At 72.3% G+C, this 24,638-nt stretch carries 21 protein-coding genes, 1 tRNA gene and 2 pseudogenes; 12 read left to right on the top strand and 12 right to left on the bottom strand.

The features are described 5' to 3' along the window. Positions 1 to 19 precede the first annotated feature (19 nt). A complete protein-coding gene (locus AQJ30_RS20725) occupies positions 20 to 616 on the top strand; it encodes a histidine phosphatase family protein (RefSeq protein WP_067236197.1) in 597 nt (198 codons plus the stop codon). Positions 617 to 707: 91 nt separating this feature from the next. On the opposite strand, the gene AQJ30_RS20730 is transcribed toward AQJ30_RS20725, so the two are convergent. After that, a complete protein-coding gene (locus AQJ30_RS20730) occupies positions 708 to 2,129 on the bottom strand; it encodes an NsdA family TPR-like regulatory protein (protein ID WP_067236200.1) in 1,422 nt (473 codons plus the stop codon). Positions 2,130 to 2,491: 362 nt separating this feature from the next. Between AQJ30_RS20730 and AQJ30_RS20735 the strand changes: the two genes are divergently transcribed. Together AQJ30_RS20735 and AQJ30_RS20740 are read left to right on the top strand one after the other, a co-directional pair. Next, complete coding sequence (locus AQJ30_RS20735) at positions 2,492 to 2,911, top strand: hypothetical protein (protein WP_067236585.1); 420 nt, start codon at positions 2,492 to 2,494, stop codon at positions 2,909 to 2,911. Between the two features lie 74 nt (positions 2,912 to 2,985). Continuing rightward, positions 2,986 to 3,852 carry a spermidine synthase gene (locus tag AQJ30_RS20740; protein ID WP_067236202.1) on the top strand — a complete coding sequence of 289 codons (867 nt, stop codon included), beginning with the start codon at positions 2,986 to 2,988 and terminating at the stop codon, positions 3,850 to 3,852. A 43-nt stretch (positions 3,853 to 3,895) separates the two neighbouring features. On the opposite strand, the gene AQJ30_RS20745 is transcribed toward AQJ30_RS20740, so the two are convergent. Beyond that, entirely contained in the window at positions 3,896 to 4,420 is a 525-nt protein-coding gene (locus AQJ30_RS20745) for a hypothetical protein (RefSeq protein WP_067236588.1), read from the bottom strand. Positions 4,421 to 4,517: 97 nt separating this feature from the next. Here AQJ30_RS20745 and AQJ30_RS20750 point away from each other — a divergent pair, with 97 nt between their 5' ends. From AQJ30_RS20750 to AQJ30_RS20780, 7 genes are all read left to right on the top strand, one after another. Next, a complete protein-coding gene (locus AQJ30_RS20750; protein ID WP_067236204.1) occupies positions 4,518 to 5,237 on the top strand; it encodes a response regulator transcription factor in 720 nt (239 codons plus the stop codon). Then, positions 5,234 to 6,640, top strand: coding sequence for a HAMP domain-containing sensor histidine kinase (locus tag AQJ30_RS20755; RefSeq protein ID WP_067236207.1), 1,407 nt, complete (start codon positions 5,234 to 5,236; stop codon positions 6,638 to 6,640). Before AQJ30_RS20750 ends, AQJ30_RS20755 begins: the two co-directional genes overlap by 4 nt. Positions 6,641 to 6,773: 133 nt before the next feature. Next, positions 6,774 to 8,246, top strand: coding sequence for a glycoside hydrolase family 18 protein (locus AQJ30_RS20760; RefSeq protein ID WP_067236209.1), 1,473 nt, complete (start codon positions 6,774 to 6,776; stop codon positions 8,244 to 8,246). 235 nt (positions 8,247 to 8,481) lie between these two features. Further along, the gene (locus AQJ30_RS20765) at positions 8,482 to 9,786 is read left to right on the top strand and encodes an ABC transporter substrate-binding protein (protein ID WP_067236212.1); all 1,305 of its coding nucleotides are present in this window, start codon (positions 8,482 to 8,484) and stop codon (positions 9,784 to 9,786) included. An 11-nt stretch (positions 9,787 to 9,797) separates the two neighbouring features. Then, complete coding sequence (locus AQJ30_RS20770; RefSeq protein WP_067236214.1) at positions 9,798 to 10,778, top strand: carbohydrate ABC transporter permease; 981 nt, start codon at positions 9,798 to 9,800, stop codon at positions 10,776 to 10,778. Then, entirely contained in the window at positions 10,775 to 11,677 is a 903-nt protein-coding gene (locus AQJ30_RS20775; protein WP_067236216.1) for a carbohydrate ABC transporter permease, read from the top strand. Before AQJ30_RS20770 ends, AQJ30_RS20775 begins: the two co-directional genes overlap by 4 nt. Before the next feature lie 28 nt (positions 11,678 to 11,705). Then, positions 11,706 to 13,715 carry a beta-galactosidase gene (locus AQJ30_RS20780; protein ID WP_067236219.1) on the top strand — a complete coding sequence of 670 codons (2,010 nt, stop codon included), beginning with the start codon at positions 11,706 to 11,708 and terminating at the stop codon, positions 13,713 to 13,715. Between the two features lie 120 nt (positions 13,716 to 13,835). Here AQJ30_RS20780 and AQJ30_RS20785 read toward each other — a convergent pair whose 3' ends face one another. The 4 genes from AQJ30_RS20785 to AQJ30_RS20800 form a co-directional block, all read right to left on the bottom strand. Next, positions 13,836 to 15,305: a GH1 family beta-glucosidase gene (locus AQJ30_RS20785; protein WP_067236222.1), complete on the bottom strand. Its 1,470-nt coding sequence runs from the start codon at positions 15,303 to 15,305 to the stop codon at positions 13,836 to 13,838. A gap of 151 nt (positions 15,306 to 15,456) precedes the next feature. Next, a complete protein-coding gene (locus AQJ30_RS20790) occupies positions 15,457 to 16,359 on the bottom strand; it encodes a carbohydrate ABC transporter permease (RefSeq protein ID WP_067236223.1) in 903 nt (300 codons plus the stop codon). An 11-nt stretch (positions 16,360 to 16,370) separates the two neighbouring features. Then, positions 16,371 to 17,384, bottom strand: a complete 1,014-nt coding sequence (locus AQJ30_RS20795) for a carbohydrate ABC transporter permease (RefSeq protein WP_067236226.1) — start codon at positions 17,382 to 17,384, stop codon at positions 16,371 to 16,373. Between the two features lie 5 nt (positions 17,385 to 17,389). Beyond that, positions 17,390 to 18,718, bottom strand: a complete 1,329-nt coding sequence (locus AQJ30_RS20800) for an ABC transporter substrate-binding protein (RefSeq protein WP_067236228.1) — start codon at positions 18,716 to 18,718, stop codon at positions 17,390 to 17,392. 348 nt (positions 18,719 to 19,066) lie between these two features. Here AQJ30_RS20800 and AQJ30_RS20805 point away from each other — a divergent pair, with 348 nt between their 5' ends. Next, entirely contained in the window at positions 19,067 to 20,122 is a 1,056-nt protein-coding gene (locus AQJ30_RS20805; RefSeq protein ID WP_067236229.1) for a LacI family DNA-binding transcriptional regulator, read from the top strand. Between the two features lie 59 nt (positions 20,123 to 20,181). On the opposite strand, the pseudogene AQJ30_RS20810 reads toward AQJ30_RS20805, so the two are convergent. Together AQJ30_RS20810 and AQJ30_RS37050 are read right to left on the bottom strand one after the other, a co-directional pair. Beyond that, positions 20,182 to 20,526 (bottom strand): annotated as a pseudogene (locus AQJ30_RS20810) (GNAT family N-acetyltransferase); the annotation flags it as partial. A 168-nt stretch (positions 20,527 to 20,694) separates the two neighbouring features. Further along, positions 20,695 to 20,844, bottom strand: a pseudogene (locus AQJ30_RS37050) (GNAT family N-acetyltransferase); the annotation flags it as partial. A gap of 163 nt (positions 20,845 to 21,007) precedes the next feature. On the opposite strand from AQJ30_RS37050, the gene AQJ30_RS20815 reads away from it, so the two are divergent. After that, complete coding sequence (locus tag AQJ30_RS20815) at positions 21,008 to 21,562, top strand: PH domain-containing protein (RefSeq protein WP_067236231.1); 555 nt, start codon at positions 21,008 to 21,010, stop codon at positions 21,560 to 21,562. Positions 21,563 to 21,758: 196 nt separating this feature from the next. On the opposite strand, the gene AQJ30_RS20820 is transcribed toward AQJ30_RS20815, so the two are convergent. The 4 genes from AQJ30_RS20820 to AQJ30_RS37055 form a co-directional block, all read right to left on the bottom strand. After that, positions 21,759 to 21,831 (bottom strand) — tRNA-His (locus tag AQJ30_RS20820). Between the two features lie 110 nt (positions 21,832 to 21,941). Further along, positions 21,942 to 22,550: an oligoribonuclease gene (gene orn, locus AQJ30_RS20825; RefSeq protein WP_067236233.1), complete on the bottom strand. Its 609-nt coding sequence runs from the start codon at positions 22,548 to 22,550 to the stop codon at positions 21,942 to 21,944. A 141-nt stretch (positions 22,551 to 22,691) separates the two neighbouring features. Further along, the gene (locus AQJ30_RS20830) at positions 22,692 to 23,909 is read right to left on the bottom strand and encodes a helix-turn-helix domain-containing protein (RefSeq protein ID WP_067236236.1); all 1,218 of its coding nucleotides are present in this window, start codon (positions 23,907 to 23,909) and stop codon (positions 22,692 to 22,694) included. Between the two features lie 378 nt (positions 23,910 to 24,287). Next, on the bottom strand, positions 24,288 to 24,626 hold the full coding sequence (locus AQJ30_RS37055) for a hypothetical protein (protein ID WP_079084170.1): 339 nt from the start codon (positions 24,624 to 24,626) through the stop codon (positions 24,288 to 24,290). Positions 24,627 to 24,638 lie beyond the last annotated feature (12 nt).

The raw sequence follows: 24,638 nt of genomic DNA on the forward strand, positions 1-24,638 counted from the left end.
TCGGAAAGGTCTTCTCCCCATGGCACCGCGCATCCTGCTGGCCCGGCACGGACAGACCGAGTGGTCGCTGTCCGGAAAGCACACCGGCAGGACCGACGTACCGCTCCTGGAGGAGGGCCGCCGGGGCGCCAAGCTGCTCGGCGAGCGGCTCCACCGGCCCCCGTTCGACTCCCTGCCGGGCGTCGAGGTCCGCACGAGTCCGCTGGCACGCGCGCGCGAGACGTGCGAGCTGGCCGGCTTCGCGGAGCGCGCCACCGTGTGGGACACGCTGATGGAATGGGACTACGGGACGTACGAGGGCATGACCCCGGCGGAGATACAGGCGGTCCGCCCCGGCTGGCTCATCTGGCGCGACGGCGTCCCCGGCGGCGAGAGCCTGGCCGAGGTCACGGCCCGCGCCGACGAGGTCGTCGCCTGGGCCCGCTCGGCCGACCGGGACGTCCTGGTCTTCGCCCACGGCCACATCCTGCGCTCCATCGGCGCCCGCTGGCTGGGCCTGCCGCTGGACTTCGCGGCCCGCATCCGCCTCAACCCGACGTCCCTGTCCGTCCTGGGCTGGGCCTATGGGGAACCGGCCGTCGAGAGCTGGAACGACCAGGGGCACCTGGCCGCGTAGCGCGGGGACGCCGCCGGGGCGGCCCGCCCGGGCGGGGACGCCGCCGGGGCTGCCCGCCCGGGCGGGGACGCCGCCGGGGCTGCCCGCCCGCTCACACCGCCCGGGGCCGGGACGCGTGGCGGTCCAGGAAGTCGGCCACGCCGCCGGCCCGCCGGTGCGGCAGCAGTACCCGGGCCGTGCCCGCCAGCATCGCCTGGATGCGCGAGGACTGCACCTGGTCGAGCAGGTCCAGTACGCGCGTGCCGGCCACCGCGGCCTCGTCGGGACGGCCGCCGCGCGCGAGGTCGTCGGCCAGTTCGGCCGTGTACAGCGCGATGTTCCGGGTGAAGTGCGGGTCCTGCAGCCGCGCCGCACGCCGCGCGTGCCGGGCCGCGCGCGGCCAGTCGCCGAGCGTGGACCAGCACTGCGCCTCCAGGCCCTCCAGTTCCGCCTCGCCGTAGAAGCTCATCCACTCGGGGTCGTCGTCCGAGGGGCCCCGCCCGAAGAGGGCCTGGGCGCGCACCAGGGCCTGCTCGCAGCCCGCACGGTCGGCGAGCCCGGCCCAGCCGCCCGCCTCGCGCAGCGCGAGCAGCGACATCAGCCGCGGCGAACCGAGGGGCCGCGCCGCCCGCTGGGCGGCCTGTGCGGCCCGCACCGCCTCGCGCGGGCGGCCGGCGTCGCGCGCGAGGAACGCCGTGTTGCAGAACGCGTGCGCCTCCAGCGCCGGGTCGCCCGTCAGGCGGGCGGTGGCGAGCGCCTCCGCGTAGTGCGAGCGGGCGTCGTCGAAGCGGCCCGAGTCGTGGGCCAGCCAGCCCACGGAGATGGCGAGTTCGCCGGCTCCCGCGTGCAGCCGGTCGGCGGTCGCCTGCCGGGTCGCCCCGGCGTCCAGCAGGGCGTAGGCGGCGCGCAGCGGGGCGGTCGCGCGCCGGTAGAGGCCGTCGGCGCCGTGCCGGTCGTCGAGCAGCCGGATCCTGCGGACCGCCTCCTCCAGGGCGCTCACCTGCCCGGCCCCCGCGCGGCGCGGGCGCGGCGCGGGCGACGCGTCGAGGGAGAGGCCGAGGGGCCCCAGGGAGGCGGCGGCCACGGTGGCGCTCCCGCCGGTCATGAATGCGCGACGCAGCACGTCGCTCTCCTCGTCGTCGTGGTGCCTGTCGTCCGGGTCGTACGGGTCCTGCGTGTCATACGGCTCGTGCGCCCCGTCCGTCTCAGCCGTGCCCGGCGCGTCCCCGGCGGTGCGCGCCGCACGTCCGCGGACGGACGAGCGGGGCGCGAAGCCCAGGTCGGTGAGCGTGCGGCCGGGGAACATGTGCAGGAAGACGCGCTCGTAGGCGTAGTTGGGGCAGCGGATCTCGCCCGCCTCGACCCGGCCGACGTAGCGCGCGTCGCAGCTGACCCGCTCCCCGATCTCGCGCGCGGCGCGGCGGACCAACGCCGCGAACTCGGCGGGCGAGCGCGGCCCGCGCAGGCGCCGGAAGGCGACGTTGGGCAGGGGTGGCCGGTGGGGCCGGGGTGCGGGCACCGATGACGACGCCATGGCCGGGTCCTCTCGTGCGAACCGTCGAACCATGCCGGGGACCGGGCGGGTCGGTCCGGATCTGCCGGGGTCTTCGTGAACTCCCCGGATCCTCCCGGGACTTTCCCGGACGCCCCGGCGTCCCGCCCTGTTTCCGGCGGGCTAGAACGTACCGGCTGTGGTCGGGCCGCCACACAGCATTTGGCCACAAATCGGATATCTCCCCCGCGATCTGCCATGAACTGCCATCCTTTGCGGCGCACTTCCGCCGTAGCCGTTGACGGACCCGCGCGTTGAACCCCACAGACCGCAGTGGGTTCCGTTCCGTCGTGGAGGCCGGCGTGGAGACCAGCCAGAGCAACGTTCCGTGTGAGCCGTGCGACGTGGTGAGCGTGCCGGCGCGGCAGGGCCTGGAGGCGGTGGACATCCTGCGTCGCGCTCCCGGCGACGGCGTGGGGCCGGTGCTGCACGTCGAGGGCGGCGGGACGCTCGTGTTCGTGGTCCCGGCGGGCACCGCGGCCGGGTGGGACGTACCGGGCAGCACCTGCACCGGGACCGACGGGCGCGGACTGCGGCTGGACCCGCGCACGATGCCGGACCCGGACGGGTCGGACCCGGACGGGTCGCAGGAGGAGGCGCCGGCCGTGAAGGGACAGGACGTCGCCCTGCCCGCGCCGCCCGCGGAGGGCTGCGACTGGCTGCTGCCGCCCGGCGAGGCGGACCTGGCGACCGACCCGGCGGTACTGCGCCGCGCCCTGGGCGAGGCGGCACGGCTCATCGAGGCGGCCGACAGCTGCCGGTGAGACCGGCCGGTCCCCACGTCTGACCTCCGGGTCCCCGGGACAGGCACGGTCCCCGCGCCTGGGACACTGTCCCCATGGGAAAGGCCAGGAACCCCCGGCGGCGCGGCGGGGCCGACGAGGTCGCCGAGGACGTCGACGGCGGGCTCGCCCGGCTCGTCCCGGACCGGGACCGCGCCCGCGGCTGGACCCTGCTGGTGGACGGGGCGCCGCAGTCGCACGTCGACCTGGACGACCCCGCGCACCTGTCCTTCGAGTACCAGCGGCGCCTCGGCCACGTGATCGACCTGGTCGCGCCGCCCGGCCGGCCGCTGCGCGCCGTCCACCTCGGCGGCGGCGCCCTGACCCTCGCCCGGTACGTGGCCGCCACCCGGCCCAGGTCCACCCAGCAGGTCGTCGAGCGGGACGGCGCGCTGGTCGCCCTGGTCCGGCGCGAGCTGCCGTGGGACCCGGGCGCGCGGATCCGGGTGCGGACGGCCGACGCCCGCGAAGCCCTGGCCAAGGTGGCCGACGGCTGGGCGGACCTGGTGATCGCCGACGTGTTCGCCGGCGCCCGCACCCCCGCCCACCTCACCTCCACGGAGTTCCTCGGCGAGGTGCGCCGCGCGCTGGCGCCCGGCGGGGTCTACGCCGCCAACCTCGCCGACGGACCGCCCCTGACCCACCTGCGCGGCCAGATCGCCACCGCCGCCGCCCGGTTCGCGGAACTCGCCCTGGTCGCCGACCCGGCGGTGCTGCGCGGCAAGCGCTTCGGCAACGCGGTCCTGGTCGCCTCCGACCGCCCGCTCCCGGTGGCCGAGCTGACCCGCCGGGCCGCCTCCGACCCGCAGCCCGCCCGGCTCGAACACGGCCGCGCGCTGGTCGACTTCACCGGCGGGGCGGCCCCTGTGAGCGACGCCTCGGCGACCGCCTCGCCGGTCCCGCCGCCCTCCGTCTTCCGCTGACCCGGGACGGACCGGCCCACGGGACGGACCGGCCCGGGACCGGTCAGTAGGTGCCCACCTCCACGCGCGGCGGCCCGTCGTGCCAGGTGCAGAACACCGACACGCGGTCCGCGCCCGAGGCGAACTCCACCCGGATCCAGGACGCGGTCGTCCAGGTCTGCATCGACCAGCCGGCCCCGGGCGTCGCGGAGACGAGCGTCGCGGAGGACGCCCCGATGTCGAAGACCACCCGGCCGCCGTCGGTGTCGTAGCTCTTGATCCGGCCGGACGCCGTGGGGGAGGGGGACGGCGACGACGAGGGCGACGTCCGCGGGGCGGACGGGGCCGGCGACGGCATCCGGGACCTGCGCGGCGAGGGGTCGGGCGACGGGGAGGGCGCCGGGCGGGACGTCGCCGGCACCAGCGGCTCCGCCTCCTGCGCCGTGGCCCCGCCGGCCGTCAACGGCAGGGCGCGGGGCGGGTCGTAGGCGGTGCCGGCCATCACGGTGTGGACGCCCCACCACGACAGCGTGACCGCCGCGCCCGTGGCGAGCGACCACGCGAGTACGTGTACGAGTCCTCTGCGCATCGCGGCCATCCTGCCTCAGGAGCACCACAGTTCGCACAGGGGGCGAGTTGTCCACAGGTCCGGACCGGGTCGTGCGGCATGGCGTACGGTGCGGCGCATGGCAAGTGTGCTCGTGGTCGAGGACGACCAGTTCGTACGTTCGGCGCTGATCCGGCACCTCACCGACGCCTCGCACACCGTGCGCAGCGTCGGCACGGCGCTGGAGGCGCTGCGCGAGGTCGCCCACGTCCCCTTCGACCTGGTCATCCTGGACCTCGGACTGCCCGACCTGGACGGGTCCGAGGCGCTGAAGATGCTGCGCGGGATCACCGACGTGCCGGTGATCGTCGCGACCGCCCGGGACGACGAGACGGAGATCGTGCGGCTGCTGAACGCCGGCGCGGACGACTACCTCACCAAGCCGTTCTCCGTGGAGCACCTGGCCGCCCGGATGGCCGCCGTGCTGCGGCGCGCCCGGTCCGGCGCCGGTGAGGCCCCCACGGCCGGGGTGCTGCGCGTCGGCGGTCTGACGGTGGACCCGCTGCGCCGCCAGGCCGAGCTGGACGGCGTCCGACTCGACCTGACCCGGCGGGAGTTCGACCTGCTGGCCTTCCTCGCCGGGCGCCCGGGCGTGGTGGTCCCGCGCCGGGAACTGCTGGCCGAGGTGTGGCAGCAGTCCTACGGCGACGACCAGACCATCGACGTCCACCTGTCCTGGCTGCGCCGGAAGCTGGGGGAGACGGCCGCCCGCCCGCGCTACCTGCACACCCTGCGCGGGGTGGGCGTGAAGCTGGAGCCGCCCGGTGAGGGCTCCCGGGGCCTGGAGCAGGCGCGATGAGATGGGCGCTGGTCAAGGTCTGCCTGGCGGTCACCGCCATGGTGGTGGTGGCGTTCGCCGTGCCGCTCGGGCTGGTGGTGCGGGAGATGGCCCGCGACCGTGCCTTCTCCAACGCCGAGCGGGAGGCCGCCGTCCTGGTGCCCGCGCTGTCCATCACCACCGACCGCGAGGAGCTGGAGCGGGTCCTCGCCTCCGCCGGCGCCGGTGACGGCCTCGCCGTGCACCTGCCGGCCGGGGACGGCCGGGCCGCCGTCGACCTGGGCCGGCGGCGCGCCGCCGAGGAGGACGTCGCCGCCGTGCGCCGGCTCGGCCGCGCCTCCACCGCCGAGGTGCCCGGCGGCTCCGCGCTGCTGCAGCCCGTCGCGCTCGGCTCCGGGACCGTGGTGATCGAGGTGTTCGTGCCCGAGGCGGAGGTCACCAACGGCGTCGGCACGGCCTGGGCGGTGCTCGCCGCCGTCGGTGCCGCGCTGGTGGTGGGCTCGGTCGCGGTCGCCGACCGGCTGGGCGTGCGCATGGTGCAGCCCGCGCAGCGGCTGGCCGAGGGGGCGCACGAGCTGGGGGAGGGACAGCTCGGGGTGCGGGTGCCGGAGGAGGGACCGACCGAACTGCGGCGCGCGGCCGTGGCGTTCAACTCCATGGCCGACCAGGTCGTCCAGCTCCTCGCCAACGAGCGCGAGCTGGCCGCCGACCTGTCCCACCGGCTGCGCACCCCGCTGACCGTGCTGCGGCTCAACGCGGCCTCGCTCGGCGACTCGCCCGCCGCCGAGCAGACCCGGGCCGCGGTCGCCCAGCTCGAGCGCGAGGTCGACACCATCATCCGCACCGCCCGCGAGGCCAAGCCGCAGACCGCGGCGGCCGGTCCGGGCGCCGGGTGCGACGCCGCCGAGGTGGTCCGGGAGCGGATGGCGTTCTGGTCGGCGCTCGCCGAGGACGAGGACCGCAAGGTGCGGGTGGCCGGAGTGGAGCGGCCGGTGCGCATACCCGTGGCCCGCGCCGACCTCGCCGCCGCGCTGGACGCCCTGCTGGGCAACGTCTTCCGGCACACCCCCGAGGGCACCGCCTTCGCGGTCGACGTGCACAACGGCGACGACGCGGTGATCGTGCTGGTGTCCGACGCGGGGCCCGGCATCGCCGACCCCGAGGCCGCGATGGCCCGCGGCCGGGGCTCGGGCAGCGACGGCTCGACCGGGCTGGGCCTGGACATCGTGCGCCGGCTCGCCGAGTCCACCGGCGGGGACGTGCGCATCGGCTCGTCGGTGCTCGGCGGCACCGAGGTGCGCCTCTGGATCCAGCTCGACGGACGGGAGAGCACCCCGTCCCGGCGCGGTCACCGGGGCTCCGTGCGGCGCCGCCGCACCCGCCGGTCGGCCTCGCCCTTTAATCGCTCCCGATCCCATCCTTAAGCGCACCCTAAGATCCTCCGCCCGCGTCCGGCTCAGGCGGTTTGCCCGATTCCGGATCGCTAGCGTGCTGCCGCGTCCCCGTTCCGGGACCCGCGCACTCCCCCCGTGAACCACGAAGGCAGGCAGGCACGCCATGAGCACGCACCGGCGCAGGATCAGTGGCAGGAACAAGGTGATCGGCGGCGTCGTCGCCGCGGCGGTCATAGGCGGCGGTGTCGTCCTGCTCACCAGCACCGCGCAGGCCGCCGGCATCGGCGCCGCGTACACCAGGACCAGCGACTGGTCGACCGGGTACACCGCGCAGTACGTCGTGACCAACAACAGCGGGCAGCAGAAGGCCGACTGGGCGCTGGAGTTCGACCTGCCGTCCGGCGCGCGGCTGAGCTCGCTGTGGAACGGCGAGTCGAGCGTGAGCGGGCAGCACGTCACCGTCAAGCCCCCGAAGTGGGACGGCGACGGGCTGAAGGCCGGTGAGTCGGTCACGATCGGCTTCGTCGTCAACGGCAGCGCAGACCCCACCGGTTGTCGCATCGACGGCGCGAGCTGCTCCACCGACAGCGGCCCGACCCCCGAGCCCAGCGGCCGCCCGACCCAGACCCCCGCCCCGACGCCGAGCGCGACCACCCCGACGGCCACCCCCTCCCAGTCGACCGCCCCGGCCACGCCGACCCCCACCGCGAGCCCCTCGCAGTCCACCGGCACCGGCACCACCGCGAGCGCCGGCTTCGCGCCGTACGTCGACACCTCGCTCTACCCGGCCTTCGACCTGATCGGCGCGGCGAACGCCACCGGCGTGAAGAACTACAACCTCGCCTTCGTCACCGACGGCGGCGGCTGCACCCCGAAGTGGGGCGGCGTCACCGACCTCGCGAGCGACGCCGTGGCGTCCCAGATCGGCGCGCTGCGCGCCAAGGGCGGGGACGTCCGGGTCTCCTTCGGCGGGGCCTCCGGTTCCGAGCTGGGCACCACCTGCGGCTCGGCGGACGCACTGGCGGCGGCGTACGGCAAGGCCGTGGACGCCTACAAGCTCACCAAGGTCGACTTCGACGTCGAGGGCGGTGCGCTGCCCAACACCGCGGCCAACACCCGCCGCGCCCAGGCGATCGCCACGCTCCAGCGCCAGCACCCGGGCCTGGACGTGTCGTTCACCCTGCCGGTGATGCCGGAGGGCCTGACGCAGGACGGCGTGAACCTGCTGGCGGACGCCAAGAAGAACGGCGTGAAGATCTCCGCCGTCAACATCATGGCGATGGACTACGGACCCGCCTACAGCGGTGACATGGGCACCTACGCCGAGCAGGCCGCCACGGCCACCCAGGCGCAGATCAAGAGCGTCCTGCAGCTCAGCGACAGCGCCGCGTGGAAGACCGTCGCGGTCACCCCGATGATCGGTGTGAACGACGTCGCCTCCGAGATCTTCACGGTGGACGACGCCGCCCAGCTCGTCACCTTCGCCAAGGCCAAGGGCCTGGGCTGGCTGTCGATGTGGTCGGCGACCCGCGACAAGCAGTGTGCGGGCGGCGCGAAGGGCACGGCCGACGCCACGTGCAGCTCGATCGTCCAGCAGCCGTCCGCCTTCTCCAAGGCCTTCGCCGCCTTCAACTGACGCGGGCCCAACAGGAACGAACACCGCCGAACGGAGACATCCAGACCGGGTGTCTCCGTTCGGCATTGTCGATTACGTTTCGACAACTGCGCACACCAACCCTTGACGCTGACCGGACATACGACTGTTATTGCGCCACGCCGTGTTCGGTCGAGTTGGTTTCTGATTGGTTGAGACCAAGTGTGGCCGAATGTGGTGTGGTCCTCCCTGACTCACACCCTCCCAGGAGTCGTCAATGCAGCCGACCTCGCCGACCTTCGCCGCCCCCGCCCGCCGGACCCTGCTGCGCGGGATAGCCGGCGCCGCCGCACTCGGGGCGGGCGTCCCCCTGCTGAGCGCGTGCGGCGGCAGCGGCTCGTCGTCCGACCCCAAGACCGTGACGCTGGGCTCGAACGGGTCCGACGCGGTGCCGAAGAAGGCGTACGGGGACGTCTACACGGCGTTCACGAAGCAGTCCGGGATCACGGTGAAGGTCAACACCAAGGACCACAACACGTTCCAGGAGCAGATCAACTCGTACCTGCAGGGCACTCCGGACGACGTGTTCAACTGGTTCGCGGGCTACCGCATGCAGTTCTTCGCGAAGAAGGGGCTGGCGTCCCCGGTCGACGACGTGTGGCAGAAGATCGCGGGCAACTTCCCCGAGGCCATGCGGAAGCTCAGCAAGGGCGAGGACGGCAAGTACTACTTCGTGCCGCTGACCACGTACCCGTGGGCGGTCTTCTACCGCAAGAGCGTCTTCCGGCAGCACGGCTACCAGGTGCCCACGACGTGGGACGCCTTCGTGGCGCTGTGCAAGCAGATGAAGAAGGACGGCCTGGTGCCGATCGCGTTCGGCGACAAGGACGCCTGGCCGGCGATGGGCACGTTCGACCAGATCAACTTCCGGGTCAACGGCTACGACTTCCACGTGCAGCTGATGGCCGGCAAGGCGTCCTGGACCGACGCCAAGGTCAAGGCGGTCTTCGACCACTGGTCGGAGATCCTGCCCTACCACCAGGACGGGTTCATGGGCCGTACCTGGCAGGACGCGGCGCAGACGCTGGTGGCGAAGAAGGCCGGCATGTACCTGCTCGGCTCGTTCGTCGGCCAGCAGTTCACGGACAAGGCGGACCTGGACGACCTGGACTTCTTCGCCTTCCCGGAGATCAACCCGGCCTACGGCCAGGAGACCGTGGAGGCCCCCACCGACGGGTTCATGGTGTCGAAGTCGCCGAAGAACCACGACGGCGTCGTCAGGCTGCTGGAGTTCCTCGGCACCCCCGCGGCCGAGGAGACCTACCTCAAGGGCGACCCGAGCGTGGTGGCCGCCTCCGTCAAGGCCTCGACCGCCTCCTACACGCCGCTGCAGAAGAAGGCGTTCGAGATGATCTCCGGCGCCAAGAACCTCACCCAGTTCATGGACCGCGACTCGCGCCCCGACTTCACCTCCACGGTGATGCAGCCCGGTCTGCAGAAGTTCCTGCAGAATCCCAAGGGCGTGGACGGTCTGCTCTCGTCGATCGAGCGGCAGAAGAAGACCATCTTCGCGTCCGAGTGAGCGCGCGCGAGATGGCGACCGACACCCCCATGAAGTCCCCGGAGGCGGCCGCCGTGCCGCCCCCGCGGCGCGCGTCCGGCACCGGGCGGGACCGGCAGGGGCACCAGCGCCTGCTGACCCGCCGCGACCGCATCACCCTGGGCCTGATGGCCGGGGTCCCGACCCTGCTGCACGTGGCCCTGGTCTGGGTGACCGCGATCGCGTCGGTCCTCCTGGCGTTCACCACCTGGGACGGCATCGGCTTCGACTCCATCACGTGGGTCGGCCTGCAGAACTTCACGCAGCTGTTCCAGGACAACCCGCAGTTCTGGCCGGCCGTCCAGCACAACGTCGTCTGGTTCGTGGTGCTCATCCTCGTCCCGACCCCGCTCGGGCTGTTCCTCGCGGTCCAGCTGGACAAGCGGATCCGCTTCAGCCGGGTCTACCAGACGGCGTTCTTCCTGCCCGTGGTCATCTCCATGGCCTGCATCGGCTTCGTCTGGCAGCTCGTCTACAACCCCGACACCGGGCTGATCAACAGCATCATCGGGGCCAACGAGCCGGGCCACTACATCGACTGGATCGGCGACCCCGACCTCAACCTGTGGGCGGTGCTGGTCGCGGCCTCCTGGCGGCACACCGGCTACATGATGATCCTCTACCTGGCCGGCCTGAAGAGCGTCGACCCCTCGCTGCGGGAGGCCTCCGCACTGGACGGCGCGAACGAGTGGCAGACGTTCAGGAGCGTCATCTTCCCGACCCTGCGCCCGACCAACACCGTCGTGCTGGTCGTGACGATCATCGAGGCCCTGCGCGCCTTCGACCTCGTCTTCGTGTTCAACAAGGGCGCCCAGGGCACCGAGCTGCTGTCGATCCTGGTCACCAACAACATCATCGGCGAGTCCAGCCGCATCGGGTACGGCTCGGCGATCGCGGTGGTGCTGCTGGTGATCTCGCTGATCGTGATCATCCCCTACCTGATCGCGACCTTCCGGAAGGAGCGGCGCGCATGAGCACCCTGAGCACGCCGGCCGGCGCCCCGCCCGCCCAGCGGCGCGCCCCCGTGCGCCCCGCCCGCGTCCTGCTGCACGTCTTCCTGGCCGGCACCGCGCTGGCCTGGCTGGCACCGCTGCTGTGGGCCGTCTTCTCCGCGCTGCGCCCCTACGGCGAGACCAGCGCCAAGGGGTACGTCTCCTGGCCCGACACGCTGACCCTGGACAACTTCACCAACGCCTTCGAACAGTCGGACATGCTGCACTACTTCGGCAACACGCTGCTCATCGCGGTGCCGGCCGTGCTGCTGACGCTGTTCCTGTCGTCGATGGTCGCCTTCTACGTCAGCCGCTTCGACTTCCGGCTCAACCTGGCGCTGCTGCTGGTGTTCACCGCCGGCAACCTGCTGCCGCAGCAGGTCATCATCACCCCGCTGTACCGGATGTACCTGCTGACCGACCTGCCGGGGATCACCGCCAGCGGCAAGCTGTACGACTCGGCGCTCGGCCTGGTGCTGATCCACGTCGCGTTCCAGTCCGGGTTCTGCGCCTTCGTGCTGTCGAACTACATGCGCTCCCTGCCGCACGAGCTGACCGAGGCCGCGCTGGTGGACGGGGCGTCGGCGTGGCGCCTGTACTGGCAGATCACGCTGCCGCTGTGCAAGCCCGCGATGGCCGCCCTGGCGACCCTGCTGTCCATCTGGATCTACAACGACTTCTTCTGGGCGCTGGTGCTGATCTCCACCGGCGACAACATGCCGATCACCTCGGCGCTGAACAACCTGTCCGGCCAGTACTTCACCGACCCCAACCTCGTCGCTGCGGGCGCCCTGCTCACCGCGATCCCCACCCTGATCGTGTACTTCCTGCTCCAGCGGCAGTTCGTCAGCGGCCTCACCCTCGGCTCCGCCAAGGGCTGACGCGCCCGCACCCCCGGGAGGGACCCCCGTGAAGCGCACCCTGTCCGTGTCCGGCATCGCCTACGGCGGCGACTACAACCCCGAACAGTGGCCCGAGGAGGTGTGGGCCGAGGACATGCGCCTGATGCGCGAGGCCGGGGTGAACCTGGTCAGCGTCGGCATCTTCGCCTGGGCCCTGCTCGAACCGTCCGAGGGCGTGTACGACTTCTCGCGCCTGGACCGGGTCCTGGACCTCCTGCACGAGAACGGCATCGCGGCCGACCTCGCCACGCCCACCGCGGCACCGCCCGCCTGGTTCTTCCGCGCCCACCCCGAGGCGCTGCCCGTCGACCGGGACGGCCGCACCCTGTCCTACGGCAGCCGCCAGACGTTCTGCCCGTCCAGCCCCGCCTACCGGCAAGCCGCGCTGCGCATCGCGGGCGCTCTCGCCGAGCGGTACGCCGACCACCCCGCGGTCCGCATGTGGCACGTCCACAACGAGTACGGCTGCCACAACGCCGAGTGCTACTGCGACACCAGCGCGGCCGCCTTCCGCACCTGGCTGCGGACCCGGTACGGCGACGACCTGGAGGCCCTCAACACCGCCTGGGGCACCACCTTCTGGAGCCAGTGGTACTACGACTGGGAGGAGGTCCTGCCGCCCCGCGCGACGGGCGCGGTGCCCAACCCCACCCACCGCCTGGACTGGCGCCGCTTCTGCTCCGACGCGCTGCTCTCCCTGTGCCGGGCCGAGGTGGCGGTGCTGCGCGGGGCGGCCCCGGAGGTCCCCGCCACCACCAACTTCATGGTGATGCCCGCCTTCGACGCCCTCGACTACTGGCGCTGGGCACCGGAGCTGGACGTGGTGTCCAACGACCACTACCTGTTCTCCACCGACCCCGAGCCGTACGTCGACCTCGCGCTCAGCGGCGACCTGGTGCGCTCCCTGGCGGGCGGTGGACCGTGGCTGCTGATGGAGCACTCCACCGGCGCTGTGAACTGGCAGCCGGTCAACCGTGCCAAGAAACCAGGTGAGTTGCGGCGCAACGCCCTCGCGCACGTGGCCCGGGGCGCGGACGGCATCGCCTACTTCCAGTGGCGGGCCGCCCTGGCGGGCGCCGAGCAATGGCACTCGGCGATGCTGCCCCACGCGGGCACCGACAGCCGCATCTGGCAGGACGTGGTCCGCCTCGGCGCCGACCTGGCGGCGCTCGCCGAGGTCAAGGGCAGCCGCAGCCCCGCCGACGTCGCCGTCGTCTGGGACTGGGACGCCCGCTGGGCCGTGGAGCTGCCGTCCCAGCCCAGCGCGGAGGTCCGCTTCCTCGACCGGGTCCGCTCCTGGTACGAGCCGCTGTGGCGGGCCGGTGTCGCGGTGGACTTCGTCCGCCCGGACGCCGACCTGTCCGCGTACCGCCTGGTGCTGGCGCCCAGCCTGTACCTGGTGGACGACGCGGGCGCCGCCAACCTCACCGCCCACGCCGCCCGGGGCGGCACCCTCGCGGTCGGCTTCCACAGCGGCATGGTGGACGCCTCCTGCCACGTCCGGCCGGGCGGCTACCCGGGCGCCTTCCGCGAGGCCCTGGGCGTGCGCACCGACGAGCTCTTCCCGCTGCTGCCGGGCGAGACGCGCGCCCTGACCGGCGGCGGCACGGCCACCCTCTGGTCGGAGCGGGTGCGCCTGGCCGGGGCGCGGGCGGTCACGGCGTACGCGGACGGCCCGCTGGCCGGGGTCCCCGCGGTGACCCGCCACGCCCACGGCGAGGGCACCGCCTGGTACGTGGCGACGCACCCGGACGCGGCCACCCTCGGTGAGCTGCTGCTCGGCATGTGCGCCGAGGCCGGCGTACGGCCCGTCCTCGACGGGGTGCCCGAGGGCGTGGAAGCCGTCCGGCGGCGCGGCGAGGACGCCGACTACTTCTTCCTCATCGACCACGGCGGCGACGGCGCCCGCGTCCGGGTCCCGGAGAAGGCGACCGAACTCCTCACCGGCACCCCGCTGCCCGACGGCCTGGTCGAGATCGGCGCCGGCGAGGTCGCCGTGGTCCGCGTCCCGCGCTGAGCCGGGGAACAGCGGAGCGCGGCACGCCCCCACGACGTGCCGCGCCCCGTCCCCCGTCCTCCCCGGACTCCGCCACCCTCAGGCGGGCCCGGGGGGTTCTCGTGCCGGCCCGGACCCGCCCTACCGCGCGTCGACCTCCGGCAGGACGCCCGTGCGGGCCGCCCGCTCGTACCAGCGCGCGCTGGACTTCGGGGTCCGCTCCAGCGTCGTGTAGTCCACGTACACCGCGCCGAACCGCTTCTCGTAGCCGTACGCCCACTCGAAGTTGTCCATCAGCGACCACAGGAAGTAGCCGCGCACGTCGGCGCCGTCGGTGATGGCCCGGCGGACCGCCGCGAGGTGGCCGCGCAGGTAGGCGATGCGCTCCGGGTCGTGCACGGTGCCGTCGGCGGCGGGCTTGTCGTCGTAGGCCGCGCCGTTCTCGGTGATGTAGATCGGCAGGCCGGGGGCCTCGCGCGTGTAGCGCATGATCAGCTCGTGCAGCCCGGACGGATCGACCGACCAGCCCATCTCCGTGCGGTCGCCCGGCGTCTGGTGGAACGCCACATCGGCCGAGGCCGGCCAGGGCGAGTGCTCGCTGGCCCCGTGGCCGTCCGCCCGCGGACCGCCCAGCTTCGGGTCCGCCGCCGACACCAGGGTGGGCGTGTAGTAGTTCAGGCCCAGCGCGTTCAGCGGCTGGTGGATGACCTCCAGGTCGCCGTCCTGGACGTACGACCAGTCGGTCACCGAACGGGTCGCCTCGAACAGCGACTTGGGGTAGGCGCCGTGCAGGATCGGGCCGTGGAACACGCCGTTGGCCAGGTCGTCGATCTTGCGGGCCGCGGCCACGTCGGCCGGGTCCTGCGAAAGGGGCCGCACGACCGAGGAGTTGAGGCTGATCGCCACCTCGTTGCGGGTCGGCATCACCGAGCGCAGCGCCGACGTGCCGAGCCCGTGCGCCAGGTTGAGGTGGTGGGCGGCGCGCAGCGAGGCCGCCGGGTCGGTACGGCCGGGCGCGTGCACCCCGGAGCCGTAGCCCAGGAAGGCGCTGCACCACGGCTCGTTGAGGGTGATCCAGTGCTCCACCCGGTCGCCGAGCGCCTCGCCGACGATCTGCGCGTACTCGGCGAAGCGGTAGGCGGTGTCGCGCTCCGGCCAGCCGCCCGCGTCCTCCAGCTCCTGCGGCAGGTCCCAGTGGTACAGCGTGATGGCGGGGGTGATGCCGTGCTGCAGCAGCTCGTCCACCAGGCGCCGGTAGAAGTCCAGGCCCACCTGGACGGCCGGCCCGCGGCCCGTCGGCTGCACCCGCGACCAGGACACCGAGAAGCGGTACGCCGTCAGGCCGAGGTCCGCCATCATCGCCACGTCCTCGCGGTAGCGGTGGTAGTGGTCGACAGCGATGTCACCGGTCTCGCCGCCCGCGGTCTTGCCGGGCGTGTGGCTGAACGTGTCCCAGATCGACGGCGTACGGCCGTCCTCCCGCACCGCGCCCTCGATCTGGTAGGCGGACGTCGCCGCGCCCCAGAGGAAGGCGGGAGGGAAGGTCACCGGGCTCTCCGGTGCTGCCGGGCTCACCAGGATCGGGGTCTCCGGCTGTGCGGACTCAGGCATGGAAGCGCTCCCAAAGTGGTCGTCTGGACCTACGGAGGACGAAGGGGAAGGAGAAGGGGGTGGGGAAGAGGGGAGGGGCGGCGAAGGGAAAAGGGGCCGGGGCGACGGTGACCCGGCCCCCTGGGAATCGGCGCACGGCACGGGCGGCGGTTCAGCCCTTCACGGCGCCCTGCATGATCCCGCCCACGATCTGCTTGCCGAAGATCGCGAAGACCAGCAGCAGCGGCAGCGTGCCCAGCAGCGCGCCCGCCATGATCAGCGACTGGTCGGGCGTGTAGCCACGGCCCAGCCCCGCCACCGCGACCTGCACGGTCGGGTTGCCGGTCTGGGTCAGCACCAGGAAGGGCCACAGGAAGTCGTTCCAGGTCTGCACGAACATCAGCATGCCCAGCACCGCCATCGCGGGCCGCGCCGCCGGGAAGACGATGTGCCACACCACGCGCCAGCTGCTCGCGCCGTCCATCCGGGCCGCCTCGATCAGCTCGTCCGGCAGCGCCTGGATCAGGTACTGGCGCATGAAGAACACACCGAACGCGCTCACCAGCGACGGGAAGATGACCGCCTGGAGCTGGTCGGTCCAGTCGAGCTTGGCGACCATCATGTACAGCGGGATCACACTGAGCTGCGGCGGCACCATCATCGTGCCGATCACCAGCAGCATCAGCGCGCCACGGCCGCGGAAGCGCAGTTTGGCGAAGGCGAAGCCGGCGATCGTCGACAGGAAGACGATGGTCACCGCGGACACGCCCGCCACGAAGGTGGTGTTGACGAACGCCTCGCCCAGGTTCGCGTCGGTCCAGGCCACGTCCAGGTTGTGGAAGAGGTTGGAGCCGAACCAGAACGGCGGCGGGGTCTGCGCCAGCCGGTTGTTGTCCCGGGAGGCGGCGATCGCCGTCCACACCAGCGGGAAGAGCGAGCCGATGGAGAACAGGATGAGGATCGCGTAGGCGATCGGCCCCCCGTGCATGTGCCCGCCGGCCCGGGCGGCACGGGGCTTGCGGGACTTGCGCACGGGCGGCGCGGCGTCCTCGGGTTTCGTCAGGGTCGTCGTCACGGCCGTACTCCTTAACTACTGGCGCGCAGCCGGCGCGAGATGACGTAGTTGACGATCCCGATCACGATGAGGATCAGGAACATCGTCCAGGCGATCGCCGAGGCCCGGCCGAGGTGCTGGTTCACCCAGCCCTGCTCGTACAGGTACAGGCCCAGCGTCTGGAACTGGTGCTCCGCGCCGCCCGACGCGCCCTTGTTCGCGTCGAACAGCAGCGGCTCGCCGAAGACCTGGCTCGCGCCGATCGTCGAGACGACCGCCGTGAACAGGATGGTGGGCCGCAGCGACGGCAGCGTCACGTGCAGGAACTGCTGCCAGCGGCTGGCGCCGTCCAGCGCCGCCGACTCGTACAGGTCCTGCGGGATCGCCTGCATCGCCGCCAGGTAGATCAGCGCGTTGTAGCCGGTCCAGCGCCAGATGACGATCGAGGAGACCGCGATCTGCGAGGCCCACTTCTCGTTCTGCCAGTCGACCTTGCCGATGCCGACCTGGTCGAGCGCCCAGTTGATCATGCCGTAGTCGCGCCCGAAGAGCAGCACGAACACCAGGGAGGCGGCGGCGATCGAGGTGGCGTACGGCGCCAGCATCACGACCCGGTAGAAGGTCGAGGCGCGCAGCTTGTAGTTGAGGATGTGGGCGATGCCCATCGCCATCAGCAGCTGCGGGACCGTGGAGATGATCCCGATGGTCAGGGTGTTCTTCGCCGCGTTCCAGAAGAAGTCGTCGTCGAAGATCCGCGTGTAGTTGCGCAGCCCCACCCACGTCATGTCGGTGGGCGCGGTCAGTTCCACCTGGTGCAGCGACGCCCAGCCGGTGTAGATCAGCGGGAACAGGCCGAAGGCCAGGAACAGCACGAAGAACGGCGAGACGAACGCGTAGGGACTCCAGCGGAGGTCCCGCTGCCAGCGGCGGGAGAGCCGGGCACGCCGGCGCCTGTCCGCCTCCGTCGGCCCGGTGCCCGGGGCCGGGCGGCCCGGGGCCGCGCCCCCCTCGGTGGGGGGCGCGGCGATGTCGTGACGGGTGGACATACGGGTCACTTGTCCAGGTTGTTGTCGATGGTCTTGGTGGCCGTCTTCCAGGCCTCCTCGGGCGACTTGCCCTTGGTGACGAGGATGACGCCGTTGTCGGTCAGACCCTGCTGGATGATCTGGTCCTTCGGGCCGATCACCTGCACGGGGATCTGCTTGGCGGCCGCACCGAAGATCTCACCGATCGGGGTGTCACCGGTCATGTCGTTCTTGGCGCTGGTCACCTCCGACATGGTGTACGTGCTCGGCGCGCTCGGGAAGGAGCCCTGCACGGCGAACAGCTTCGCCTGCTGCGCCGGCGCGGTCAGCCAGGCCACCAGCTCCTGGGCCTCCTTGGCGTGCTTGGCGCTCTTGGGCACCGTCAGGAAGGAGCCGCCCCAGTTGCCGGACTTCGGCGCCACGGCGACGTCCCACTTGCCGGCCGCGTCGGGCTTCGACTTGCCCTTGATGTAGCCGAGCATCCAGGGCGGACAGGCCATCGCGGCGAACTTGGTGTTGGCGATGGTCTGGTCCCAGGTGGGCTGGAACTGGGTCTGGGCGCCCACCAGGCCCTCCTGGGCGGCCTTCGCGGTGAGGTTGAAGGCGGACCGCACGGCCGGGTTCGTCTTGTAGATGACGTTGCCGGACTCGTCGTAGAACTTCTTCTCCTCACTGCTGAGGATGGCGTTGATCAGGCCGCCGGGGGAGTCCCAGAAGGTGGTGCCCTTGGGGGCCTTCTTCTTGTAGGTCTCACCGGCGGTGACCAGCTTGTTCCAGTCGCCGGCCCACAGCTTGGCGACCTCGTTGCGGTCGGTGGGCAGACCGGCCTGCTGGAAGAGGTCCTTGCGGTAGCAGACGGCCATCGGGCCGATGTCGGTGCCGAGGCCGACGGTCTGGCCGTCCTTGGCGGTGGCCTGCTCCCACTTCCAGGGCAGCCAGTTGCTCTTGTTCACGCCCGAAACCTTGGACAGGTCGGTGAGCTTGCCCGCCTGGGTGGAGACGATCTCGGCGATGTTGCCCACCTCGACGGCCTGGACGTCCTGCAGGCCGCTGTTGGTGGTGAGGTGGTTGAGGAGCGCGGGGTAGTAGTTCTCGTTGCGCTCGACGACGTTCTCGGCGATCTTGATGTTCGGGTGCAGCTTCTCGTACTCGGTGTAGAGTCCGGCTTCCTTGAAGCCGAACGTACCGAAAAGGCCCAGCGTGACCGTGGTCTTGCCCTTGCCGCCGCCGGACGACGACCCGTCCGAGTCGCTGTCGCCGCTGTCGTCGGCACAGCCGGCCAGCAACCCGGCGCCGAGCGACGCCACCGCCGCCAGGACTACCGCCCGGCGGGCGGTACGGGTGAATGCTCGCATTGCGTCCTCCTGTTGCCCTGACGTGCCGACCCCCCGGCCAACTGCATTGTTGGGCCCGTTAGTTCACGCTTGCGGCTCGGGCGGGGAACGTGCGGGATATGTATGTGCCAGGTACTGTGGGAGCGCTCCCACAAGTGATGTGTTGAAGAGTCGTCGGTTCGGGCGGGGGTGTCAAGGGTGGTGACGCGCGAAGGTGCGTTCAGTTATCGGCCTGTTAACTAATGCGGCGAGCGGTACGTTTCGTACGGGGCCGCCGGACCCATCATCCGCCCAGGTGACGGTGGTGCCCATGGACGCGGCTGTTAGATTCCAGGCCAGCGCGTTGACGACGGCGGGAAGGCGGAGCCCATGGCAGGCCACGGAGCGCGGGGGCGGAGCGGCGGCAGGCCGACCCTGGAAGAGGTCGCCGCGCGCGCCGGCGTGGGCCGCGGCACGGTCTCCCGGGTGATCAACGGCTCCCCGCGGGTCAGTGACACCACGCGCGCCGCCGTCGAGGCGGCCGTCGCCGAGCTCGGCTACGTGCCGAACACCGCGGCCCGCGCGCTCGCCGCCAACCGCACGGACGCGATCGCGCTGGTCGTGCCCGAGCCGGAGACCCGGTTCTTCGCCGAGCCGTACTTCTCCGACATGCTGCGCGGTGTGGGCGCCGAACTGTCCGAGACCGAGATGCAGTTGCTGCTGATCTTCGCGGGCAGCGACCGGGAGCGGCAGCGCCTCGCGCAGTACCTCGCGGCCCACCGCGTCGACGGGGTGCTGCTGGTCTCCGTGCACGCCGACGACCCGCTGCCGGACCTGCTGTCCCAGCTGGAGATCCCCGCGGTGATCTCCGGCCCGAGGTCCGAGGCGGAGACCCTGCCCTCGGTCGACTCGGACAACTACGGCGGCGGCCGCTCGGCCGTGGAACACCTGCTGTCCCGGGGGCGCACCCTCATCGCCCACATCACCGGCCGCCTGGACGTCTACGGCGCCCAGCGCCGCGTCGACGGCTACCGCGACGCCCTGCGCGACGCCGGGCACGAGGTGCGGGAGTCCCTGGTGGAGCAGGGTGACTTCACCGAGGAGGGCGGCCGCCGCGCGATGACCGAGCTGCTCGCCCGCCACCCCGACCTGGACGCGGTCTTCGCCGGCTCGGACGTGATGGCGGCGGGCGCCCGGCAGGTGCTGCGCGAGGTCGGCCGGCGCATCCCCGAGGACGTCGCCCTCGTCGGCTACGACGACTCGGCCATCGCCCGCCACATGGACCCGCCGCTGACCAGCGTGCGCCAGCCGATCGAGGAGATGGGCCGCCGCATGCTGGACCTGCTCCTCACCGAGATCGCGGACCGCCGCCCGGCGGTGTCACGGGGGCTGGAGCGCCGCCGGGTCGTGCTCGCGACGGAGCTGGAGGTACGGGCCTCGTCCTGAAGGTCCCGGACCGGCCGGCGCCGTACCCGGTGCCCCGGCCGCTCCTCGAGGCCCACCCCCTACGGCAGGTCCAGGCGCCAGCGGGTCTCGCCGTCCTGCTGTTCGTCGGTGGGGGTCAGGCCCGCCGCCCGGGCGACCGCGGCCGACGCGTGGTGCCCCGGGTGGACGTGGGCGACGACGCCCCGCACGCCCCGCTCGCGCAGCCGGCCGACCAGGGCCCGGGCGGCCTCGGCGACGTACCCGCGCCCCTGCCAGGGCGTCCCCAGCACCCAGGCGACCTCGGCCCGTCCGGCACCCGGGGTGACCGTGGCCTGGACGGTGCCCACCAGAACCCCTTCGTCCCGCGCCCGTACGACCCAGTTGCACCAGGACACGGCCGGGTCGGGGGAACCGGCGGCCAGCCGCTCCTAGGGGGTGTCTTGCCGATCAGGCCGGGCTCGCGGCGCCTGGCACCGCGCCTCGCCGCGTTGTCGTCGGTTGGCGATGCTCCGCATCGCCGCCCTCCTCCGCCTTGCGATGCACGGCACCAGACGTCGCTCCCTGATCCGGCCTGATCGACAAGACACCCCCTAGCGCCGGCGCAGTTCCTCGGGCGTGGCGGGGGAGCCGCCGATGAAGGCGTGCAGCGCGGGGTCGGCGAGCACGACGGCCATCTCGGCGGCGTGACCGGGGCGCAGCGGCAGGAGGTCCAGACGGGCGGTGACGATCGGCTCGGGGCGCATCCGGCGAGGGTACGGGGGCGGGCTCGGGTCGGGGTGCGTGTTTTTTCACGGGGCGGAGTCCGCATGCTGCGGCTCCGTGAGCGCCGCGAGGGCCGGGCACAGTCGCCTCCTCGCGCGCCAGGCTCCTCGGTACGATCCGTCCACTGATTGAGGAGGGGGCGTCATGGTGGCGTTCAACGTGCGCCCGGACATCGACGCGGCGGCCGAGAAGCTGTCGAGTGCGTTCGGGGCGAAGCGGGAGATACAGCGGCTGCCCGAGGTGCTGTGGGAGGGCGAGACGGTCGACATGCTCGCCACGGGTGTCTACGGCAAGGGCAACGGGCTGCTGGCGATGACGAACCAGAGGCTGGTGTTCTACTTCCACGGTGTGATGTCGCAGAAGATCGAGGACTTCCCGTACAACCGGATCAGCTCGATCCAGTGGGCCGGCGGGATGCTGATGGGCACTCTCACGGTGTTCGCGTCGGGCAACAAGGCAGAGATCAAGCAGGTCCCGAAGGACCAGGGGAAGGCGCTCGCGGACGCCCTGCGCCAGCGGATCGCGGGCGGAGGAGCACCGGCCGCGGTGACCGCTCCGACGGCGGCGCCTGCTCCGGCGGTCACGCCGGTCCAGGACGTGGCTTCGCGTCTGCAGACGCTGGACCAGCTGAGGGCGGTCGGGGCGATCACGGACGAGGAGTACCGGGACCGTCGCGCCAAGATTCTGGACAGCCTGTAGGGCCAGGTACGACGAAGCCCTCGGTCGGCTGTCAGGAGATGACGGGTGGCTGAGGGCTTGTGGGGACTGCCCAGGCACGTGTCACCGCCGCTCCACTCTGCCCACCATGGGGTAAGACGGGCGCCCGGAGAACGAAGCGGAGCGGAAAACGCATCAGCCGGTGACCTCCACGAGAGGTCACCGGCTGATGACTGAGGGTGAGTGACGGGACTCGAACCCGCGGCATCCTGGACCACAACCAGGTGCTCTACCAGCTGAGCTACACCCACCATGACCGGCGGTTCGACTTCGTCGTTTCCCCGACCGGCCGAGAAAAAGTGTACAGGGTCCGAAGGGGTGCTCGCGCCCGGCTTTCGCGGGGCCTCCTGCGGGGGGCCGGTCAGCCGTGCTGAGCAGGCAGGACGTGCTTGGCGGCGATGGTCCGGGCGGTGTCGGAGTCGGGTCCCGGCTGGGGCACGAAGACGGCCTCGCGGTAGTACCGGAGTTCGGCGATGGACTCGCGGATGTCGGCGAGTGCGCGGTGGTTGCCGTTCTTCTCCGGGCTGTTGAAGTACGCCCGGGGGTACCAGCGGCGGGCCAGCTCCTTGACGGAGGAGACGTCGACGATGCGGTAGTGGAGGTAGCCCTCCAGGGTCGGCATGTCGCGCAGCAGGAAGCCGCGGTCGGTGCCGACGGAGTTGCCGCACAGGGGCGCCTTGCCGGGCTCCTTGACGTGTTCGCGGATGTAGGCGAGGACCTGCTCCTCGGCGTCCGCCAGCGTCGTGCCGCCGGGCAGCTCGGCGAGCAGGCCGGACGTGGTGTGCATCTGACGCACGACCTCCGGCATCGTCTCCAGCGCCGCGTCGGGCGGCCGGATGACGATGTCCACCCCGTCGCCGAGGATGTTCAGCTCGGAGTCGGTGACGAGGGCGGCAACCTCGATGAGCGCGTCGTCGGACAGCGAGAGGCCGGTCATCTCGCAGTCGATCCACACCATGCGATCGTTCATGCGACCACCCTAAGGCTGACGCCGCGCTTTGCCGACGTCCCGTGCGCGCGCACCCCGTGCAGCGCGCGGCCGGGCAGCCGGACGGGACCGGGGGCGGACGGCCCCCGGTCCCTCAGGGCGTGCGCCCCCGGTCCTCGTGCGTCAGGCTCCGCTGCGCTGCCCCGGCAGGCTCGCCTGCGGCAGGCCGGAGCCGACCCCGGCCGCCGTGCGGCGGGTCTGCATCGGGACCGCGGAGTCCGGGTGCAGGCCCGGGGCCGGGCCGATCGGGGAGGGCGCCACGTGCTGCGGCGGGGCGGACGGGGACGGCGACGGGGCCTCGGGCTCCGGCGTGCGTTCCCCCTGCGGCCGGCGCGCCCGGTACGCCGCCCGGTAGGCGGCCGGGGACGAACCCAGCTGACGGCGGAAGTGGCCGCGCAGCGCGACCGGTGAGCGGAAGCCGCACCGGCCCGCCACCTCGTCCACCGAGTAGTCCGACGTCTCCAGCAGGCGCTGTGCCTGCAGGACGCGCTGCGTGATCAGCCACTGGAGCGGGGCGCTGCCCGTCAGTGACCGGAAGCGGCGGTCGAAGGTCCGCCGGCTCATGTACGCGCGCGCGGCGAGCGTCTCCACGTCGAACTGTTCGTGGAGGTGCTCCAGCGCCCAGGCGACGACCTCGGCCAGCGGGTCGGCGCCGATCTCCTCGGGTAAAGACCTGTCGAGGTAGCGCTCCTGACCGCCCGACCGGCGCGGCGGCACCACCAGGCGCCGGGCCAGGGCGCCGGCCGCCTCGTTGCCGTGGTCCGTGCGCACGATGTGGAGGCACAGGTCGATGCCGGCCGCCGTACCGGCGGAGGTCAGCACGTCCCCGTCGTCCACGAACAGTTCTCGCGGATCCACGTGCACCGACGGGTAGCGCTTGGCCAGCGTCGGTGCGTACATCCAGTGTGTCGTCGCGGGACGGCCGTCCAGCAGGCCCGCCGCCGCCAGCACGAAGGCGCCGGTGCACAGTCCGACGATGCGGGCGCCCTCCTCGTGCGCGCGGCGCAGCGCGTCGAGCGCCTCCTCCGGCGGCGGGGACGTTATCGACCGCCAGGCCGGCACCACGACGGTGCCCGCCCGCGAGATCGCTTCCAGGCCATGTGGTGCGGTGAGTTCCAGGCCCCCTGTGGTCCGCAGCGGGCCTTCCTCGCCGGCACACACCAGAAGGCGGTAGCGCGGCACGCCGGCGTCCTGGCGGTCAATCCCGAACACCGACAGCGGAATGGAACTCTCGAAGATGGGGCCGCCGCTGAACAGCAGCACCGCGACGATCTCCTTGCGGCGTCGCCCGGAGAGTTTCCGGGCCGCGGCTTCCGGCGCGGCAGTGGAGTCGTGGCTCATACTGCTAAGCCCCCCTCGGTGGTCGCGGCTCCTCGGTTGTGTCGCTCCTGCACGTTTCCCCTCGGTCCTGCACGAGTCCCCCGCCGTAGACAGTCAAGATCGAATCTACTGTGTCGCGTCGTGCCGGGGTGACCAGGTTCGCCACCCGGCACATTGTCGACATGGCAACTTGGCGTGAAGCATTCGATCACGAAGCGTTGCACTCCCGGGTCGTGCAGGGAAGTGCGCCTCGTGGCAGTGGCCAATCTCCATAGGGTGCACAGGGCATCCAGAGGGCCCTTTGCGCAGGTCGAACGGGGTGAAGGGGGTCTTCCCCACCCGGGACACGCGGGGGCCGGAAGTTGGCTGAAAAGGAGCGTTCGCGTGCGCGGAAACCGGTCAGCCGACCGGTGTGCTCCCACCAGTGTGACGTGTGCCTCGGTGTGCTCCGGTCCCGCCCCGCGCACGGTGTCCCGGAGGGGGCGCGGGTGCCGGGTGGTGCTCCTGGTGGTGTGCGCGGTCCTGCGGGTGCTCCGATGGCGTGCGGGCCGCGCCCCGTTCGGACCGGCGCAGCAGCAGCCGGCACACCGCTGTGACGGCGGCGAGGCCCAGGGCGGTTCCCGTCGCCCCGGCCAGCGAACTCCCGTACCAGAGGAGGACGACGGGGACGAGGGCACAGCTGAAGGCCGCCCAGCGGATGAGCTCGGTCGTCCGGTCGTCGCCGGGCGGTGCGGTCATGGCGGGCCTCCC

This window comes from Streptomyces longwoodensis (assembly GCF_001514125.1).
GTDB classification, from domain to species: domain Bacteria; phylum Actinomycetota; class Actinomycetes; order Streptomycetales; family Streptomycetaceae; genus Streptomyces; species Streptomyces longwoodensis.

Excerpts from the sequence above, each read along its gene's own strand:
- AQJ30_RS37055 (WP_079084170.1), bottom strand. The coding sequence starts at position 24,626 with ATGACCGCACCGCCCGGCGACGACCGGACGACCGAGCTCATCCGCTGG.
- AQJ30_RS20755 (WP_067236207.1), top strand. The coding sequence starts at position 5,234 with ATGAGATGGGCGCTGGTCAAGGTCTGCCTGGCGGTCACCGCCATGGTG.
- AQJ30_RS20725 (WP_067236197.1), top strand. The coding sequence starts at position 20 with ATGGCACCGCGCATCCTGCTGGCCCGGCACGGACAGACCGAGTGGTCG.
- AQJ30_RS20740 (WP_067236202.1), top strand. The coding sequence starts at position 2,986 with ATGGGAAAGGCCAGGAACCCCCGGCGGCGCGGCGGGGCCGACGAGGTC.
- orn (WP_067236233.1), bottom strand. The coding sequence starts at position 22,550 with ATGAACGATCGCATGGTGTGGATCGACTGCGAGATGACCGGCCTCTCG.
- AQJ30_RS20770 (WP_067236214.1), top strand. The coding sequence starts at position 9,798 with ATGGCGACCGACACCCCCATGAAGTCCCCGGAGGCGGCCGCCGTGCCG.
- AQJ30_RS20830 (WP_067236236.1), bottom strand. The coding sequence starts at position 23,909 with ATGAGCCACGACTCCACTGCCGCGCCGGAAGCCGCGGCCCGGAAACTC.
- AQJ30_RS20785 (WP_067236222.1), bottom strand. The coding sequence starts at position 15,305 with ATGCCTGAGTCCGCACAGCCGGAGACCCCGATCCTGGTGAGCCCGGCA.
- AQJ30_RS20775 (WP_067236216.1), top strand. The coding sequence starts at position 10,775 with ATGAGCACCCTGAGCACGCCGGCCGGCGCCCCGCCCGCCCAGCGGCGC.
- AQJ30_RS20750 (WP_067236204.1), top strand. The coding sequence starts at position 4,518 with ATGGCAAGTGTGCTCGTGGTCGAGGACGACCAGTTCGTACGTTCGGCG.
- AQJ30_RS20745 (WP_067236588.1), bottom strand. The coding sequence starts at position 4,420 with ATGCGCAGAGGACTCGTACACGTACTCGCGTGGTCGCTCGCCACGGGC.
- AQJ30_RS20760 (WP_067236209.1), top strand. The coding sequence starts at position 6,774 with ATGAGCACGCACCGGCGCAGGATCAGTGGCAGGAACAAGGTGATCGGC.
- AQJ30_RS20805 (WP_067236229.1), top strand. The coding sequence starts at position 19,067 with ATGGCAGGCCACGGAGCGCGGGGGCGGAGCGGCGGCAGGCCGACCCTG.
- AQJ30_RS20765 (WP_067236212.1), top strand. The coding sequence starts at position 8,482 with ATGCAGCCGACCTCGCCGACCTTCGCCGCCCCCGCCCGCCGGACCCTG.
- AQJ30_RS20795 (WP_067236226.1), bottom strand. The coding sequence starts at position 17,384 with ATGTCCACCCGTCACGACATCGCCGCGCCCCCCACCGAGGGGGGCGCG.
- AQJ30_RS20815 (WP_067236231.1), top strand. The coding sequence starts at position 21,008 with ATGGTGGCGTTCAACGTGCGCCCGGACATCGACGCGGCGGCCGAGAAG.
- AQJ30_RS20730 (WP_067236200.1), bottom strand. The coding sequence starts at position 2,129 with ATGGCGTCGTCATCGGTGCCCGCACCCCGGCCCCACCGGCCACCCCTG.
- AQJ30_RS20800 (WP_067236228.1), bottom strand. The coding sequence starts at position 18,718 with ATGCGAGCATTCACCCGTACCGCCCGCCGGGCGGTAGTCCTGGCGGCG.